This is a genomic window from Pedobacter nanyangensis, from assembly GCF_003313505.1.
GTDB classification, from domain to species: Bacteria; Bacteroidota; Bacteroidia; order Sphingobacteriales; family Sphingobacteriaceae; genus Pedobacter; species Pedobacter nanyangensis.
In genome coordinates this window covers 136,798-152,669 of the sequence record NZ_QMHO01000006.1, presented here as the reverse complement: position 1 = coordinate 152,669, position 15,872 = coordinate 136,798, and the positions used below count along the sequence as shown (strand labels likewise).

The 15,872-nt window shown below is 41.4% G+C and carries 13 protein-coding genes; 5 read left to right on the top strand and 8 right to left on the bottom strand.

Features of this window, described 5'->3' with window-relative positions; all coding sequences use genetic code 11:
• Positions 1-11 precede the first annotated feature (11 nt).
• The 3 genes from trhO to DUT71_RS12275 all read right to left on the bottom strand — a co-directional run bounded on the left by trhO (position 12) and on the right by DUT71_RS12275 (position 6,215).
• Positions 12-944 (bottom strand): oxygen-dependent tRNA uridine(34) hydroxylase TrhO, encoded by a 933-nt coding sequence (gene trhO / locus DUT71_RS12285; RefSeq protein WP_113662829.1) that lies wholly within the window; start codon positions 942-944, stop codon positions 12-14.
• 261 nt (positions 945-1,205) lie between these two features.
• Positions 1,206-3,665, bottom strand: a complete 2,460-nt coding sequence (locus DUT71_RS12280; protein WP_113662828.1) for a DUF5686 and carboxypeptidase regulatory-like domain-containing protein — start codon at positions 3,663-3,665, stop codon at positions 1,206-1,208.
• A gap of 96 nt (positions 3,666-3,761) precedes the next feature.
• A complete protein-coding gene (locus tag DUT71_RS12275) occupies positions 3,762-6,215 on the bottom strand; it encodes a DUF5686 and carboxypeptidase regulatory-like domain-containing protein (RefSeq protein ID WP_113662907.1) in 2,454 nt (817 codons plus the stop codon).
• 97 nt (positions 6,216-6,312) lie between these two features.
• Here DUT71_RS12275 and kbl point away from each other — a divergent pair, with 97 nt between their 5' ends.
• The 5 genes from kbl to DUT71_RS12250 all read left to right on the top strand — a co-directional run bounded on the left by kbl (position 6,313) and on the right by DUT71_RS12250 (position 10,555).
• Positions 6,313-7,506, top strand: coding sequence for a glycine C-acetyltransferase (gene kbl, locus DUT71_RS12270; protein ID WP_113662827.1), 1,194 nt, complete (start codon positions 6,313-6,315; stop codon positions 7,504-7,506).
• Positions 7,507-7,514: 8 nt separating this feature from the next.
• On the top strand, positions 7,515-8,429 hold the full coding sequence (locus DUT71_RS12265; protein ID WP_113662826.1) for an alpha/beta hydrolase: 915 nt from the start codon (positions 7,515-7,517) through the stop codon (positions 8,427-8,429).
• A 104-nt stretch (positions 8,430-8,533) separates the two neighbouring features.
• Positions 8,534-9,574: a phenylalanine--tRNA ligase subunit alpha gene (gene pheS, locus DUT71_RS12260; protein WP_113662825.1), complete on the top strand. Its 1,041-nt coding sequence runs from the start codon at positions 8,534-8,536 to the stop codon at positions 9,572-9,574.
• A 1-nt stretch (position 9,575) separates the two neighbouring features.
• Positions 9,576-9,980, top strand: coding sequence for a Rieske (2Fe-2S) protein (locus tag DUT71_RS12255; RefSeq protein WP_113662824.1), 405 nt, complete (start codon positions 9,576-9,578; stop codon positions 9,978-9,980).
• Positions 9,980-10,555 carry a TetR/AcrR family transcriptional regulator gene (locus tag DUT71_RS12250; RefSeq protein WP_113646812.1) on the top strand — a complete coding sequence of 192 codons (576 nt, stop codon included), beginning with the start codon at positions 9,980-9,982 and terminating at the stop codon, positions 10,553-10,555. Before DUT71_RS12255 ends, DUT71_RS12250 begins: the two co-directional genes overlap by 1 nt.
• Positions 10,556-10,814: 259 nt before the next feature.
• Here the strand turns inward: DUT71_RS12250 and DUT71_RS12245 are convergent, their stop codons facing one another.
• The 5 genes from DUT71_RS12245 to DUT71_RS12225 all read right to left on the bottom strand — a co-directional run bounded on the left by DUT71_RS12245 (position 10,815) and on the right by DUT71_RS12225 (position 15,810).
• The gene (locus DUT71_RS12245; protein WP_113662823.1) at positions 10,815-11,192 is read right to left on the bottom strand and encodes a DUF423 domain-containing protein; all 378 of its coding nucleotides are present in this window, start codon (positions 11,190-11,192) and stop codon (positions 10,815-10,817) included.
• A gap of 222 nt (positions 11,193-11,414) precedes the next feature.
• The gene (locus DUT71_RS12240; protein ID WP_113662822.1) at positions 11,415-12,446 is read right to left on the bottom strand and encodes an LLM class flavin-dependent oxidoreductase; all 1,032 of its coding nucleotides are present in this window, start codon (positions 12,444-12,446) and stop codon (positions 11,415-11,417) included.
• A gap of 211 nt (positions 12,447-12,657) precedes the next feature.
• Positions 12,658-13,560: a tRNA (adenosine(37)-N6)-dimethylallyltransferase MiaA gene (miaA, locus tag DUT71_RS12235; protein ID WP_113662821.1), complete on the bottom strand. Its 903-nt coding sequence runs from the start codon at positions 13,558-13,560 to the stop codon at positions 12,658-12,660.
• Between the two features lie 79 nt (positions 13,561-13,639).
• Positions 13,640-14,293: an IS1096 element passenger TnpR family protein gene (locus tag DUT71_RS12230; RefSeq protein ID WP_113662820.1), complete on the bottom strand. Its 654-nt coding sequence runs from the start codon at positions 14,291-14,293 to the stop codon at positions 13,640-13,642.
• 128 nt (positions 14,294-14,421) lie between these two features.
• Positions 14,422-15,810 (bottom strand): CCA tRNA nucleotidyltransferase, encoded by a 1,389-nt coding sequence (locus DUT71_RS12225; RefSeq protein ID WP_205313929.1) that lies wholly within the window; start codon positions 15,808-15,810, stop codon positions 14,422-14,424.
• Positions 15,811-15,872: the final 62 nt, after the last annotated feature.

Here is a 15,872-nt window from a genome sequence, read left to right as displayed (position 1 = left end):
CGATTTATCATTTAGTCTTTTATCGCTACATGCTGCGGCACTTTCACGTAATAGCCTGTACCATCATAAGGGCGCTTGCGTGGGTGTTCGCTACAAGCTACGGAGCAGCATCCCTGTAGTTCTTCGCCACAAGTATCGCATTGCGTAAAGTGCTCGTTGCATTCAGGGTTGGCACAATTAATCATTTTAGAGGTAGTAGTCCCGCAGTTTAAACATTTACTTACCACGGTAGGGTTTACCGAGTTCACATCTACGGCAATACGGTTATCAAACACATAACATTTGCCTTCAAAATCTTTACCGCCAGCTTCTTTACCATATTTGATAATTCCGCCATGCAGTTGGTAAACGTCATTAAAGCCGTGGTGTAGCAATAATGCCGAAGCTTTTTCGCATTTGATGCCACCAGTGCAATAGGTGAGTACCTTTTTGTCTTTATATTGGGCCAGGGCTTCAATTTGCTCAGGAAAATCCCTAAAATTATCGATATCTAGAGTGATCGCATTTTTAAATTTTCCTAGGTTATGTTCGTAATTTGACCTTACATCTAACACTACCACATCCTCATTGTGCATCATCTCGCTAAATTCTTTAGGTTCCAGATGCTTGCCGGTTTTCTTGTTAGGGTCGATAATGCTGGCATCGCGAAGGCCTGAGTGTACAATTTCGGCTTTGTAGCGGCAGTGCATCTTGATAAACGAAGGTTGGTCTACCTCGTCTATCTTAAATTCGGTTTTGGCAAAACGCTCATCAGCGTGTACGTGCTCCATGTAGGCTTTGCAGGCCTCTACAGTGCCGGATACGGTTCCGTTCAAGCCTTCGTCGGCCACAATGATACGGCCAACCAAGCCCAGTGATTTACAAAATTGAAGATGATCGGCCGCAAATTGCTCAGCCTCTGCTATTGGCGAATAGCAATAGTAAAGTAGGGTGTTATATTTCATATTTCCGTTGATACCGCTGCAAACGGCGTTTAAGGCAATGCAAAGATAAGCCTAATTTAGGTTTTGGCAAAGATGATTTTCGTCATAAAATGATGATTAGCTATAGGCGCACAGCACTGGATGAAGATGGCTTTACGTTCTTGGCCTAGCTTTTCCTTTCTTAAGGCGTGTTTTTTGCCGCAAAGGGTTTAGCTTTACGCAAAGGGGACACAAGGTTGTTGCATCCCGTTAGCCAGTAAATCTGCGCATTTATGGCTCACCCTACAAATTAAACCCATAAGAAAACTTAAATTTTTTCTTGATCAGTACATCTCTGTCATAGGCATAGCCATAATGTATCCTAAAGTTTAAGCGTTTTATACCAAAATAAAATTCATTATAATTTCTTTTTTCGGGAGAAGAAAGGTAGGCGCCTCCAATAATTTCCTCTAGCTTTAATTTTTTAAGCAAAGGGATTTTACTAAAGAAAAAGGAACCAAAGTTATGCTGGAAATGCGCCTCGAAATACTGCTTGGTTGTATTGAAGATATAGAAATCCAAAAATTGGAAATTTCGTTCATCGGGATCAAATACCATAGATTGGTTGGCTCTGAAGTGCTTCCAATCGGGGTAGTTTAGGTTTTTGGTTGTTAAAAACTTTCCGGCACCTAATAATATTGATGATTTTCCAAGCATGCCAAAATGGAGCTTTTTCTGATAAATCTCCAAGGAAATGAAATCGTAATCGACACTTGAACCAAATATGCCCCTAATCCCCCGTTTATAATTGAATTCTATCCGCGGATAATTGCTTTCCATGTAAAAGCGTCCATCAGGGCGGGTGATGTATTTTTGGGCAACCGTATAGGCTAAGGTACCGCTAACCACCAGGGCCTTATGATCGGGAAATAGCAGGCTGTTCTCGTCATTTGGCGCAAAGGGATTATTGGAAGTAAATTTAGGTTGCCCCCTAAAACTTTCGAAATTGCTGTTTAAAAGTGCCGAGCGGTTGGCGTAGTCGGCGGTTAGCTTAAGCTCAAAGCTTGGCGCAAATTCCCTGGAGGCTTCCACATTGAGAAACCTACGTTCATAAAACTTTGCTACGTTTTTCCCAAAAACCAGTGCATTAATGGTGTTGCGGAGCAAATTGGTTTGTACCAGCGAATTTAAATTGGCTACCTCTGAACCAAAACCGATGGACACGGTGGCGTTCCGGATGGGGTCATACAAGTATTTGGCTTTGATATTGGCGTTGAAATGTTGGTTGGCAAAACCATAGCGGGCCTCGGGCCTAATGGAATAGAAGCGCCCGTCATCAAATCCCTGTCGCCAGTTTACCGCATACTTTAATCCCAAACCCTCTACGGTGTTGTAAAAAACACTGGTAGCAATGGGATCGTAAGTGATGCTTTTTTTATTGTAACTGCGGTAGTACACATAGGGTGTAACCAATATTTGCGCCACGTTAAAGCGGTTTTTGATTCGGTCAACCGAATCGAGGTATTTTTGCGAAGCTTTTAGTGCGCTGATACTGTCTTTCCGCAGATAGTTATTCTGCTCTTCGGGAGTAAGTGGTACTGAGCGATGTTTTTCCCAGTAAAAGGGGTCTTTCCTGTTCGAATTATTCTCTACCTTTAAAATTTCCTTGGTGAAAAAGTTTTTATTGAAATGGGGCTGGATATTGTAATTCTTAAAAACCCCCATCACATACCCCGTAAACTTAAATCCTAATATTTTCCCTGCAATGCTAAATTGTAGCGACTGGGGAACGTAAACGTTGCCAATTTCTATGAGCTGTTGCTTTACGGTAAGCGTGTCAATGAGTTCAATGCCATTGTCTTTGGTGACAAACAGGTTTACGGCATTTATGCGCCAACTTTTATTTACGATATAGATCACACCCGAAAAAGCGGGTAAATTGCCTCTTTTGGGAATAACCTCTATTTTGCTGATGGTTTTGCCATCTTCTTCGCTGTTGCCCAAAAATTTGTACTTATAATAGGAGAAGGCATTGTCGGCCACGGGCGATACAAAACCTCTTACAGAAAGTTTGTCTTCGAACAGCACATTGTTGTAAAAGTTGACCATCAAGTCAGAAGCTTTGTTGAAACTGAACCCGTTATTGTCGCCCGCAATTTTCGACGACACCATAACTTCCTTTACCTTATCTCTTTGTTTGAAATCCAGTTTCGATTCGGTTTCCGAAAGATAAATAATGCCTTGCCGATTACTGTCCAAGTCTAAAATGGTAGCTACATCTCGGCCAAAAAACCGCTTGGGGGCACTTACCAGTTTTTGCATGGCTTTGGTGTAAACCTCTGCCGAAAAAGCATCCACTTCGTTCAGATGTGTTTTACGGTTGGCAATCACCTTTTTCATGATGTCGTTGGCCAAATCTTCTGTTTTTGATCTGATGACTACATCATTCAGCATGAATATTTTTGGTGCAAGTACAATATCCAAAGTGGTATTCTCTTTCATTGCTACCGTTACTTTGCGGTCTTCATAGCCCACTGCGGTAAATAGTATTTCTATTTTTCCGGCGGGCAAGGTGAGCTTATACTGCCCATCAATATTAGATGAGGTGCCTTGCGTTGTACTACCTACATATACCGAAACAAACGGCACATTCGAACCTTTAATTTCAGTTACTTTTCCGGAAAGCACAAAATGTTGTGCAAAGGCGCTAAACATCCCAAAATTGAGCAAACAGAAAATACAACACCGCAGGTAGCCTATCATTTAAAAAAAAACTCTCTTTGAGATTAAGTTGATAACGTCAAATTAACGAAAAGCTTTTGTTAACCTTACGTTTGATGATGAAAAAACTCATTTCATTTAAAAATCGTACGAAAATCTAAAGCCTTGGTCAACTCTGCGGCCGTTATCAAAGGCAAAACCGTAGCTAATCCCGAATAACAGGCGCTGTATGCCAAAATAATACTCCGTATAATTTTTCTTTTTGGGCTGGGTTAGGTAGTTGATGCCTACTACTTCTTCTAGCTTCAGCTTTCTCAATAATGGAATTTTGTTGAGGATAAAACCTGAAAAATTATGTTCAAGATGAGCCTCAAAATAGTGCTCGTTGGTACTATATTGATAAAAGTCCAAAAATCTGAATTTTCTGAGATTAGGAGGGAAGAACGTTGCATTGTTACCTCTAAAGTGTTTAAAATCCGGATAAAAGAGCTTGTTGTTGTTTAAAAATTTCCCTGCGCCTACTACAAAAGAGGTATAGCCAAATAGCCCTAGGCCAATACGCTCCTGATAAGCTTCAAAGGTAATGAGGTCATAATCGGTTTCGCTACCAAATACACCATCAAGCCCTTTTTTGTAGCGTAAGCTTAGTTTAGGATATTTTGCTTCGGTATATATTTTTGCATCAGGACGGGTAATGTATTTTTGGCCTATGATATAAGTTAAGCTTGCAGTAACAGCGGTAGATTTGTAATCGGGAAAAAATGGTGCGTCATCGGTAGGGTTTAATGGATTGTTCGAGGTGAACTCGCGGTCCTCATAGTCTCTAAATTTGTACAATGTACTGTTGCTAAGCGCATGGTTGTTGGCGTAATCAAGAGAAATGGCCGCTTGCAGGCCGGTGGCTAGCTCCCTTTGTGTGCCAATGGTTACAAAATCTCTTTTATAAAGTTTGGGATAGTTTCTTTCAAAAAACAAAGTGTTCAGCGTGTTGGATAGTGGCGACATGGTGCCGTAGTTGTTCAAATCGGCAATTTCACTGCCGAAACCTAAATTAATGCCCGCCCGCTTGGTAGGATCGTAATAGTAATAAGCATTCACATTGGCCGTAAAACGTTTATTGGCAAAACCATATCTGGCTTGAGGCCTAATGGAAAGATATTTGTTTTGCTCATATTGTTTACGATAGGTGACGCCATATTTAATCGCAAAACCTTCTATAGTATTATAAAACAACGACTGTATCAAGGGGTCTAAAGTGTAGGAACGTTTGTTGTACCTATCGTTAATTTGGTAACTGGTAACCAATATTTTTCCTGGCGTAAAATTGTTGTTGGCCTTTTCTACCGAATCCAGGTAAGCTTTACTTTGCATACGCAGCGCTATACTATCCTTTTTGATATAGTCTTTGCGTTCTTCCTCGGTAAGCGGGATAGGCCTGTTGTTGGCCCAATAGGCCGAGTCTTTTTTGTTTACCGCTTTGGTGATTTTTAAAATTTCGGCGGTAAAATAGCCCTTCTCAAATTTAGGATTGATATTGTAGTTGCTATAGAAACTAATAAAATATCCCTGGAACTTGAAGCCAAAAACATTACCGTTAAATTGAAATTTCAAATTGCCGGGCATGTAGTATTTGTCTACCTTAATGAAATGTTGCGCAATGTTCAGCGTATCTATCAAATTAACGCCAGCATCTTTGGTCAGGTTTAAATCCGTGCCCATCAAGCGCCAAGTTTCATCGGCAATGTAAATTACCCCCCTAAAAACCGGGTCGTTCTTGCGGCGGGGGCTTACTTCAATTTTATTGATGGTTAGTCCATTTTCCTCGGTTTTGCCCAAAAGCTTATATTTATAGTAGAACATTGCATTGTCGGCAATTGGGGAAACAAAACTTCTGGCACTTAACCCACTATTTTCAAGGAGCAGGTTTTCGTAAAAGTTGATTCTCATGTCAGATGCCTTGTTGAAGCTAAAAGCATTATTTCGTCCCGAGATTTTTGAAGAAATCATTTCTTCCTTAATCCTGTCGGGCTTCATGTACGAAAACTTCGATTGGGATTCAGAGAGGTACAAAATACCATTGCGGTTAGTATCCAAGTTCAGCGTTTTTTGGATATCCCTGCCAAAAAATTTCTTTGGAGCGCCAACCAGTTTCTGCATGCCCTTAATGTAAACATCGCTGCTATAGGCAAAAATTTCTTCCAGATAGCTTTTCCTGTTTTTAATGGCATTTCTTACAATTCGATAGGCTGGGTCTTCGCCATTGGCTTTAATAACCACGCTGTTCAAGGTGTATTGCTCTGTCTGCAGGGTCTGGTTTAAGGTGGTGTTGTTAAAAACGTCAACACTTTGCGTAGCGGTTTTAAAACCTACCACGGTAAAGGTTAGGGTGACTAAGCCCCTTTCTACGTTAATACTGTAAACTCCCTCTGCGTTTGCAGAAACTCCTTTGGTAGTTCCTTTGATGAAAACGGAAACGAACGGGATAGGTTCACCGTCGCTATCGGTTATTTTGCCTCTGATTTCAAATTGCTGGGCCAAGGCCGCTATGGATAAAGTAATTAGATAAAAAAGGAGTAGAAGTTTTTTATTCATGTGGTTATCTTTTAAATCAAAGACGATGTAATGTTTCTTAAGGTTGCACAACAACCAAAATACTATATTTGTGTTAAAATCTATTAAAAATAAAACCATGTATAAAACCCTACAACCCGTTTTACAAAAGGAACTTGCGGAAATTGAGCAAGCCGGGCTATATAAAAAAGAAAGAATCATCGTTACCCCGCAAGGTGCAGATATTAAGGTAAGCACTGGTGATGAGGTGATTAACTTCTGCGCAAATAACTATCTAGGGCTGTCGTCTCACCCAAAAGTGATTGAAGCGGCTAAAGATGCCATCGATAAATACGGTTATGGAATGTCGTCTGTTAGATTTATTTGTGGTACCCAGGATATCCACAAAGAGTTAGAAAAAAAGATTTCAGAATTTTTAGGAACAGAAGATACCATTCTTTATGCGGCTGCTTTTGATGCCAATGGTGGCGTTTTTGAACCATTGTTAGGCCCTGAAGATGCGATCATTTCCGACGAGTTGAACCATGCTTCTATCATCGATGGGGTACGTTTGTGTAAGGCGCAACGTTTCCGTTATAAAAACTGCGATATGGACGACCTGGAGCAGCAATTGATCGCCGCAAAGGATTGCCGCCACCGAATGATTGTGACCGACGGGGCTTTTTCTATGGACGGTTCTGTTGCACCTTTGGATAAAATTTGTGATTTGGCAGATAAATACGAGGCCCTGGTGATGATTGACGAATCACACTGCTCTGGTTTTATTGGTAAAACTGGAAGGGGTACGCACGAGCATTTTAATGTAATGGGCCGTATCGACATCATTACTGGTACCTTGGGCAAGGCCTTGGGCGGTGCTTCTGGCGGATTTACGTCGGGACGCAAAGAAATTGTAGATATGTTGCGTCAACGGTCACGCCCATATTTGTTTTCCAATACACTGGCGCCTTCTATTGCTGGGGCATCGGTAGCGGTATTGGATATGTTAAGCGAAACTACCGCACTGCGTGATAAGTTGGAATATAACACCAAATATTTTAGAGAGAAAATGACCCAAGCAGGCTTTGATATCAAGCCTGGGTTTCATCCTATTGTTCCGGTAATGCTGTACGATGCCAAAGTAGCACAAGAATTTGCCGCTAAAATGCTAGAAGAAGGAATTTATGTAATTGGTTTCTTTTATCCTGTGGTGCCACAAGGTAAAGCTCGTATCAGGGTACAGCTTTCGGCTGCGCATGAGCAACATCATTTAGACAAGGCCATTGCTGCATTTACCAAAGTAGGCAGGGAGCTGGGTGTCATTAAAAATTAGAATAACGCATGAAAATTTTCCTGAAAAGCTTTTGCTTCCTGGTATTATCCATATCCATTGTTGCCTGTAAAAAATCAAGCAGCCAATCGTTAAAAGCCGAAACAAAACTGAATGTGAGTTATGGCAGTAACGCTTTGCAAAATATGGATGTTTATTTGCCCGCTAACAGAAATTCAGAAACCAAAATGGTGGTATTTGTACATGGAGGTAGCTTTATTGGCGGCGATAAAAGTGAATATACTTCGATAGCAGAAGAATTGGCCAGGAGAAATTTTGCCGTAGTTAATATCAACTATCGTTTGGTAGATGGCAGTGGCTTGCAAACTAATCCCGTAACTCATAAGCAAAGTGCGGTACTCATTCAACACCAGGTTGATGATGTAAGTGCGGCCGTTGATTACGCTATTGCCCATGCAGATGAATGGCAAGTGAGTAAAAACAGAATTGCCGTTGCGGGGCACAGTGCTGGGGCAACCTTAGGTTTGCTGTACAGCTACGGCAACAAAAACACCAATAAAGTAAAAGTGGCAGTAAATTTGGCGGGAGCGTTGGACCAAACCTTTACCGATATTCCTTCCTATAACTTGCTGCCACCTTACATCTTAGAAATGGGCTATAGATATACCGGTTTTGAAGTAAGCGTGGCCAATGAACAATCCTACAGGGCCATTAGCCCCCTATATGTGGCCAATGCAAATCAGAAAATACCAACCTTAACCATTTTCCCTGAAAACAATGCCGTTGGAGATTTGCCAAAGCAGGGTAGGGCAACTTTTGATGCTTTTACTACAAAATTAAATCAGCTTAACGTGCCCAATAAATTTGTACAAATTGCCGGGGCCGACCACAATTTTACCAAAACAGGAAACATTCAATTGGTGTTTGTGGAGCTATTGGCTTATCTAAACGCTAATTTGCAATAGATATCTTAAAGATTGGGTTCATTTTATGGCTGTAATAGTCATTTAACTTTGTTTTTGAACTCACCTTGACAAATATATAGGAGAAAATCCTGTATATTTGGCCCATGTTACAAGACCAAATAACGCAATACACTAACGAAATCAATGCGTTTTCTACCGCTAATGCAGCAGCGCTGGAACAGTTCAGAATACGTTTTCTGGGAACTAAGGGGATCATCAAAGATTTGTTTGATGAATTTAAAGCCGTTTCTCCCGAAGAGAAGAGAACCTTGGGAAAGGTACTGAACGAGTTTAAGCAATTGGCAGAGGCCAAGTTCCAAACGTTAAACGAAACGATTTCGGCATCAAAGGATACTTCGGAAAGTAATCAGCTTGATTTGACTTTGCCTGGAGAAGGTTTTGAGTTAGGTACGCGTCATCCGTTGGCTATTGTACGTAGGGAAATCATCGAAATCTTCAATAAATTGGGTTTCAGCGTTGCCGAAGGGCCAGAAATTGAAGATGATTGGCATAACTTTTCTGCCTTGAACTTCCCTGAGGAACACCCCGCCAGAGATATGCAAGATACCTTCTTCATCAAAAAAGGCGGTGAAAATGGCGATATTGCACTCCGTACGCACACCTCATCGGTGCAGGTAAGGATGATGGAGGCAGGCCAGCCTCCGTTCAGAGCACTAATGCCGGGACGTGTTTACCGTAACGAAGCTATTTCAGCTAGGGCGCATTGTTTTTTCCACCAGGTAGAAGGTTTATACGTGGATGAAAAAGTTTCATTCGCCGATTTAAAGCAAACCCTTTTCTATTTTGTACAGGAATTATATGGCGAAGGTACCAAAGTACGTTTCCGCCCTTCATATTTCCCGTTTACCGAGCCTTCGGCCGAAATGGATATTTCTTGTACCATTTGTAAAGGCGCAGGCTGCCAAATGTGCAAAGGCAGCGGCTGGGTAGAAATTTTGGGCTGTGGCATGGTAGATCCAAATGTTTTGGAAAACTGCCGCATTGATAGCAAGAAATATAGCGGTTTTGCATTTGGTATGGGTATCGAGCGAATTGCAAACCTCAAGTTCGAAATCAAAGACTTGCGTTTGTTTTCGGAAAACGATGTTCGTTTCCTGAAACAATATCAGTCGGCCATTATATAACATGAAAAAATTAGCGGCTATAGCAATGGTCTTTCTACTTTTCGCATCCTGCGGAAAGGAAGAAAACTACATTCCAGATTATCCCGTAAATTACACAATTACCATTGCCGAATTTGGAATTAGGGCTACCAACGGAATTTTACTGGTGCCAAACCACGGAGTAGCTGGCCTGGTTATCGTAAAAACACCTACTAATGAGTATGTTGCTTTTGACAGATGCAGCACCGTTAACCCCGAAAAGGCCTGTGCCGTTACCCCTGAAAATGGGTTGTTCCTAGCCGTAGATCCATGCTCGGGAGGTAAGTTTTCATTGCTTGATGGTAGTCCGCAAAAAGCACCCGCAAAAAGAGCTTTAAAAAGATATGCTTTGAACATAGCGGGGCAACAAATATTAGTAAGAAATTAATGGAGCCAGAAAAAATAAAAGAAAGTATACTTAGGGCCGCAAAGGAGCTATTTAGAAAATACGGATATCACAAAACCAGTGTAAACGAAATTGCTAAAAAAGCCCGTATTGCCAAGGCTACCATCTATAAGTATTTCGAAAGCAAGGAGCAAATCCTCGATTTTATTTTGATGGACTACCTGGATGTTAATTTGCATGGTATTTTGTCCAATAAGGCACAATTTGCAAGCGAAGAAGAACATTTAAAAGCTTTGGTGATGAAAACCTGCCGACTTTCCTTTACTGCCTGCAACGAATTTATTGGCTGGGACTTTGTTCGCGAAAATGCCAACTCCCAAGAGTTTTTGAAACATCTTTCTGATCAATTGGAGGCACTATTGCTATCTGCCTATTTAGAGCTCGATCACTTTAAAAATAATCCAGCTCGTCGTGGCGGACTGGCATTTTTGTTGAAAGCCAGTAAAAGCATCGTGTTTTCGTTTGCCTTTACCTCGGTAAGTGATTCAGATGTCCGCAAAAACTTTGTAACCTTCCAAAAAGAGATATTGCCGTATTTGGTAAAAGCCGCATTGTAGGTCTTCTTATTTGGTTTGAAAAGCAAGTTGTTGCTACTATTATCGATAGTCCCGCTATACGCTTCAATCTTTTTGTGGCCCTTGCCCGCAAACCTCATCGGTTGCCCCTTGCACCATGCTTATCAAACCTATGAGGTTTTTCCCTGTAACAAAAAGGATTTCCGCTACTATCGGGTTTAGGAACTTAAAGTAGTGCTCAAACGTAACAAACCTCGCAGGTTTTCAAAACCTGCGAGGTTTTTATTATACAAAGAAACAACTAAAGAGCAGAGCATAGCAAACAGCCCCAGCCAATAATCATCAATAAACCACCTAGCGGTGTAATTGGACCTAAAAATTTAAAGCTCTTTTTAAGGTATTCCGACAAGGACAAAAGATAAATGCTAAAAGAAAAAAGGATGGTGCCAATCGTTACCAAATAAAAGGCCCACCTAATGGCACCCAATGCTAAATTAGCATGGTAGCCCAGCACCAGCAGAAATAGGGCGCTGTAGGTTTGATACCTCACACCCACTTCAAAAGAGGCCAACTTCTCGGCAGATAAAACTTTCTTTAAAGCATGAGCCCCGAAAGCGCCAAGAATAATCGCTAAAATTCCAAAAGCTGCTCCAACAGCAATAACTAAGTGGTTATCCATATAGCCGTAAAGGTAGCGAATTATGGCCTAAAGATAAGTTAGGGAATTGTCTAAAAATATCATACCGTCATTTCGAGCGAAACGTAGTCTCGGCACTTCGGGAGAGAAATCTTTAGATTAAGTAATTACTTAATTGTAAAATAATGCTGTTAGGTGTCTATGTGGTTATATAACCTCTCCCTCGCCTCTCCTTTAAAAAGAGAGGGGGGAAATGGTCGGTAATTATTTTCCCAAAGCTTTTCTTATTTGTGGTGCTATCTTATCGCCAAAAATCTCGATAGATTTCATCATGTATTCGTGTGATGGTGCGCCTACATCCATGTGTGCCGAAAAGCGGGTTAAGCCAAATAGCTCTTGCATTTGCAGTATTTTATCGGCGGTTTCATTAGCGTCCCCAATAATTAAAGCGCCATGTTTCGAACGTCCAAAATCAAACTGCCCGCGTTGGAATGGCGGCCAACCTCTTGATTTGCCAATTCTGTCCATCTGTGCCGCATAAATAGGGTAATAGTAATCGGCGGTAGCTTGGCTTTCTTCTCCAAAAAACGAATGCATGTGTACGCCCACCTTGAATTGGCTCATGTCGTGGCCGCTATCTTCGTAGGCCTGTTTATAATACTCAAACAGGGGCTTAAACTGTTCCGGATTGCCGCCAATAATGGCAAACATTACGGGTAAGCCCAACTTTCCTGCACGTACCACAGAGTTTGGCGTGCCACCAACAGCTACCCAAATATTTAAATGGTTATTTACCGCACGAGGTAAAACCTGTTGTTCTTTTAGTTCTGGTCTGAATTTTCCTTTCCATGAAATGGTTTGCTGTTGGTTGATTTTCACCAAGAGGTTCAATTTCTCTTCAAAAAGTTCGTCATAATCGGCAAGGTTGTAGCCAAACAATGGAAACGATTCGATAAAGCTACCGCGGCCAGCCATTAACTCGGCCCGGCCATTTGAAATTAAATCTACTGTTGCAAAGCTTTGGTAAAGTTTTACCGGATCTGATGAGCTTAATACCGAAACTGCGCTGCCCAACTTGATGTTTTTGGTTACCGTGGCAGCTGCCGCTAGAATGATTTCTGGAGTGGATACGGCATAATCTGGCCGATGATGCTCTCCAATTCCATAAAAATCTAAACCCACTTGGTCCATGAGTTTAATTTCCGCTATAATTTCTTGCAAACGTTGTTGTGCGGGTTGCGGCTCACCATTGGCGTCAATTCTTAAATCGCCAAACATTCCAATCCCTAATTCCATAAATTTCCTTTCTTTGTTACAAAGATAACTTCAATATAGGGGTAAAGTTTTTGATGTATGTTAAGAAATGTATGAAGCATTAGCGTTACAACTTTATTTCCTGAAAGATTGATTAGTTATGCTGTTTGCAGTAGCGAAAATAGGTACGTCATTGCGAGTTTACCAAGCAATCCTAAAGCGTTAATTAATGCCATGAGCTAAGCGACGTTAACTATAAACTTCGATTCACAAAATCAAGCACCTCGTCACCCTCTCCAGGTTCAAACCAAGTGATCTCCGTATCTTTTTTAAACCAGGTTAATTGCCTTTTGGCAAAGCGACGAGTATTTTGCTTAATTTTATCGACAGCGGTAGCCAAGTCAATTTTTCCATCTAAATGGTCAAAAATCTCCGTATAGCCAACGGTTTTCAGTGCATTCAGCTCTTTATAAGCCGCAAGAGATTTTACTTCTTCGAGTAAGCCTTCTTGCATCATTGCGTTTACTCGATGGTTAATTTGGCTGTAAAGTTTTTCCCGTTCTGTATTTAACCCTATCTTGACGATGTTAAATGGTCGCTCTTTTTTGCTGGATGTAAGGAATGAGCTTAGTTTTTGTCCCGTAGATAGCACTACTTCCAAGCCACGGATCATGCGTTGGGGGTTACTTTGGTCAACTTTCGCAAAATATTCAGGGTCAAGTGTTGCCAATTGTTTCCTGATCGTTTCAATGCCCTCATTTGCAAATTGCTGGTTAAGTTTTTCGCGGATATTAAGGTTGATTTCGGGCATATCGTCTAAGCCATTGCAAAGGGCATTAATGTATAGGCCAGAACCCCCAACCAGTATGAGTACGTCATGCTTGTTAAAAAGGTTTTCAATTAAAGCTAACGCTTGCACTTCAAAATCACCGGTGCTAAAAAGCTGGTTAATGCTATGCGAATTAATGAAATGATGCGGTACTGCCGCCAATTCTTCTTCCGAAGGTTTGGCGGTTCCAATGCTCATTTCCCTAAAAAACTGCCTGGAATCGGCAGAAATAATTTCGGTTTGGTAATGCTTGGCCAGTTCAATTGCCAAGGAGGTTTTACCAATTGCCGTTGGCCCCACAATAACGATCAATGTTTTTTGTGCCATTTTGTGCCTAGGGGGTATGTGTTGAAAGTTTAGGGGGTTGATCACAGGCTCCCGACTTTCGGTCTGTTAAGCTTTCGGATTAATAGTCGTCTTTATCGTTACCATAATCGTCGTTACTGTAATCTTCTTCACCGTCGCCAAACTCATCCTCTTGGTCTTCCTCTTCTTCATCGTGGTCATCTTCCTGTGCGTTGATTCCCCGGCCGCCCATAGCTTCCAGCTCATCGGTATCTTCTGGAACAAAATCCATTTCGTTTAGGAAATCAAAGTCGTTGTCAATAGCGGAGCTGCTGGCAACAATGCTATCCACATTGGTTTTATCGATAATTTTTGGGGCTTCACCAATACTTTTTACCAAATATGGGTATTCAATTTTAGGATCGTTGTCGAGTATGATCTTGATCAGCTCCACATGGAAATCGTATGGCCTCTCAAAATTGTAGATATAGTAGAATTTCTGATGTGGGTCTTCAATAAAACTGCTCAGCTTTGATTTTTCCATCAAAGTCACTCCGTTATCCATTTTACGTTGCGTAGGGTGGATGGCAATTTCTTCGCCTTTGATCCAGTTATCGGTACTTACATAAAATGACGAAGATTTCTCGGCATTATATCCGGTACTGCGGTGTATAGCTCTATGTAAATCTTCGAAAGTTTGATTGCTTTTGATGTCAATCTCACGGGTGATATCGTCGTAATCTTCGAAAGAAACTCTAAATCTATAAATGGCCATATCCTATAATCCTGCTTTATTGTGGGGTAAAAATATAAAAAAACTTCGAAGTGCGGAAGTCTGAAAACGGGTTCTCCGATGTATAACGCTAATCTTTAAATGGTGTTTTAGAAAACTGAAAATGTAAATCAAACCGGGCTCAATCCTAACTCTTTGGCTTTTTGGAGCATAAAGTTAAAAGCTTCTTGATAACTGTTGGTAATATCGCCTTCTAAAATAGCCTCGCGGATGGCATTTTTTAAAACGCCCACTTCCTTGCCTGCCGGTAGACCAAACGTTTCCATGATGTCATTTCCCGAAATGGGGGGCTGCCAATTACGTAGCTGGTCTCTTTCTTCCACATCTTTGAGTTTTTGTTTTACCAGTTCAAAGTTGTTTCGGTATTTTTTAATTTTATACTCGTTTTTAGTGGTTACATCGGCATTGCAAAGCAACATCAGGCTGTCGATATCTTCGCCGGCTTCAAATAGCAAACGTCTTACCGCCGAGTCGGTCACAATATCTTGGGCCAATACTATGGGGCGCAGATGCAGCAGGACCAATTTCTGCACAAATTTCATTTTTTCGTTCAAGGGAAGTTTGAGCTGGGCAAAAATCTGTGGAACCATCCGGGCCCCTCTGTCCTCATGTCCGTGGAAAGTCCAGCCATGGCCTTCTTCAAAGCGTTTGGTAGCTGGCTTGGCTATATCATGAAGAATGGCCGCCCAGCGCAGCCAAAGGTCATCGGTGGTTTGGCAAATATTATCTAATACCTCTAAGGTATGGTAGAAATTGTCTTTATGTGCACGGCCTTTGATGATATCAACTCCATATAATTTGGCCATTTGAGGGAAAATCAGTTCCAAAAGCCCGGTATCAAACAGGTAGTTGAAACCAATAGAAGGCTTTTTTGCAAGAATGATCTTGTTCAGCTCGTCGGTGATACGTTCTTTCGATACAATTTTTATCCGCTCTTTTTGTGATTTGATGGCATCAACCGCAGTTTGTTCTATCTGAAAATCGAGTTGCGTTGCAAAACGGATGGCACGCATCATGCGCAAAGGATCATCAGAGAAGGTGATCACCGGATCTAGCGGAGTGCGGATAAGTTTATTCTGAAGGTCTTCCAAACCGTTAAATGGGTCAACTACCGCTCCAAAATCTGTTTGGTTTAATGAAATTGCCAACGCATTGATAGTAAAATCTCTGCGAAGTTGGTCATCCTCCAAAGTACCGTCTTCTACAATTGGCTTACGTGAATTTGCTCTGTAGCTCTCTTTGCGGGCGCCTACAAACTCTACCTCCAAATCTGCATGTTTTAGCATTGCAGTACCAAAATTCTTGAAAACTGCGACATTGGTTTTCAGCTTTTGGCCTACCTTTTCGGCAAAGGAAATTCCATTGCCAAGTACTACTACATCAATGTCCTTGGAAGGGCGATCTAGGTAAAGATCACGCACAAATCCTCCTATAACGTAAATTTCTGTTGCTGTTTTTGCCGCAGTTTCGGCTAATACGTTAAAGATGAGGGCCTCCATCTTGTTTAGTGGAAAGTTGGTGTCGCCAGTCTGTGGATTGGTTTGCATATTGATAGCAAAGG

Bases quoted from the DNA above. Each gene is read 5' to 3' on its own strand.
- trhO (WP_113662829.1), bottom strand. From the start codon at position 944: ATGAAATATAACACCCTACTTTACTATTGCTATTCGCCAATAGCAGAG.
- DUT71_RS12280 (WP_113662828.1), bottom strand. From the start codon at position 3,665: ATGATAGGCTACCTGCGGTGTTGTATTTTCTGTTTGCTCAATTTTGGG.
- DUT71_RS12275 (WP_113662907.1), bottom strand. From the start codon at position 6,215: ATGAATAAAAAACTTCTACTCCTTTTTTATCTAATTACTTTATCCATA.
- kbl (WP_113662827.1), top strand. From the start codon at position 6,313: ATGTATAAAACCCTACAACCCGTTTTACAAAAGGAACTTGCGGAAATT.
- DUT71_RS12265 (WP_113662826.1), top strand. From the start codon at position 7,515: ATGAAAATTTTCCTGAAAAGCTTTTGCTTCCTGGTATTATCCATATCC.
- pheS (WP_113662825.1), top strand. From the start codon at position 8,534: ATGTTACAAGACCAAATAACGCAATACACTAACGAAATCAATGCGTTT.
- DUT71_RS12255 (WP_113662824.1), top strand. From the start codon at position 9,576: ATGAAAAAATTAGCGGCTATAGCAATGGTCTTTCTACTTTTCGCATCC.
- DUT71_RS12250 (WP_113646812.1), top strand. From the start codon at position 9,980: ATGGAGCCAGAAAAAATAAAAGAAAGTATACTTAGGGCCGCAAAGGAG.
- DUT71_RS12245 (WP_113662823.1), bottom strand. From the start codon at position 11,192: ATGGATAACCACTTAGTTATTGCTGTTGGAGCAGCTTTTGGAATTTTA.
- DUT71_RS12240 (WP_113662822.1), bottom strand. From the start codon at position 12,446: ATGGAATTAGGGATTGGAATGTTTGGCGATTTAAGAATTGACGCCAAT.
- miaA (WP_113662821.1), bottom strand. From the start codon at position 13,560: ATGGCACAAAAAACATTGATCGTTATTGTGGGGCCAACGGCAATTGGT.
- DUT71_RS12230 (WP_113662820.1), bottom strand. From the start codon at position 14,293: ATGGCCATTTATAGATTTAGAGTTTCTTTCGAAGATTACGACGATATC.
- DUT71_RS12225 (WP_205313929.1), bottom strand. From the start codon at position 15,810: ATGGAGGCCCTCATCTTTAACGTATTAGCCGAAACTGCGGCAAAAACA.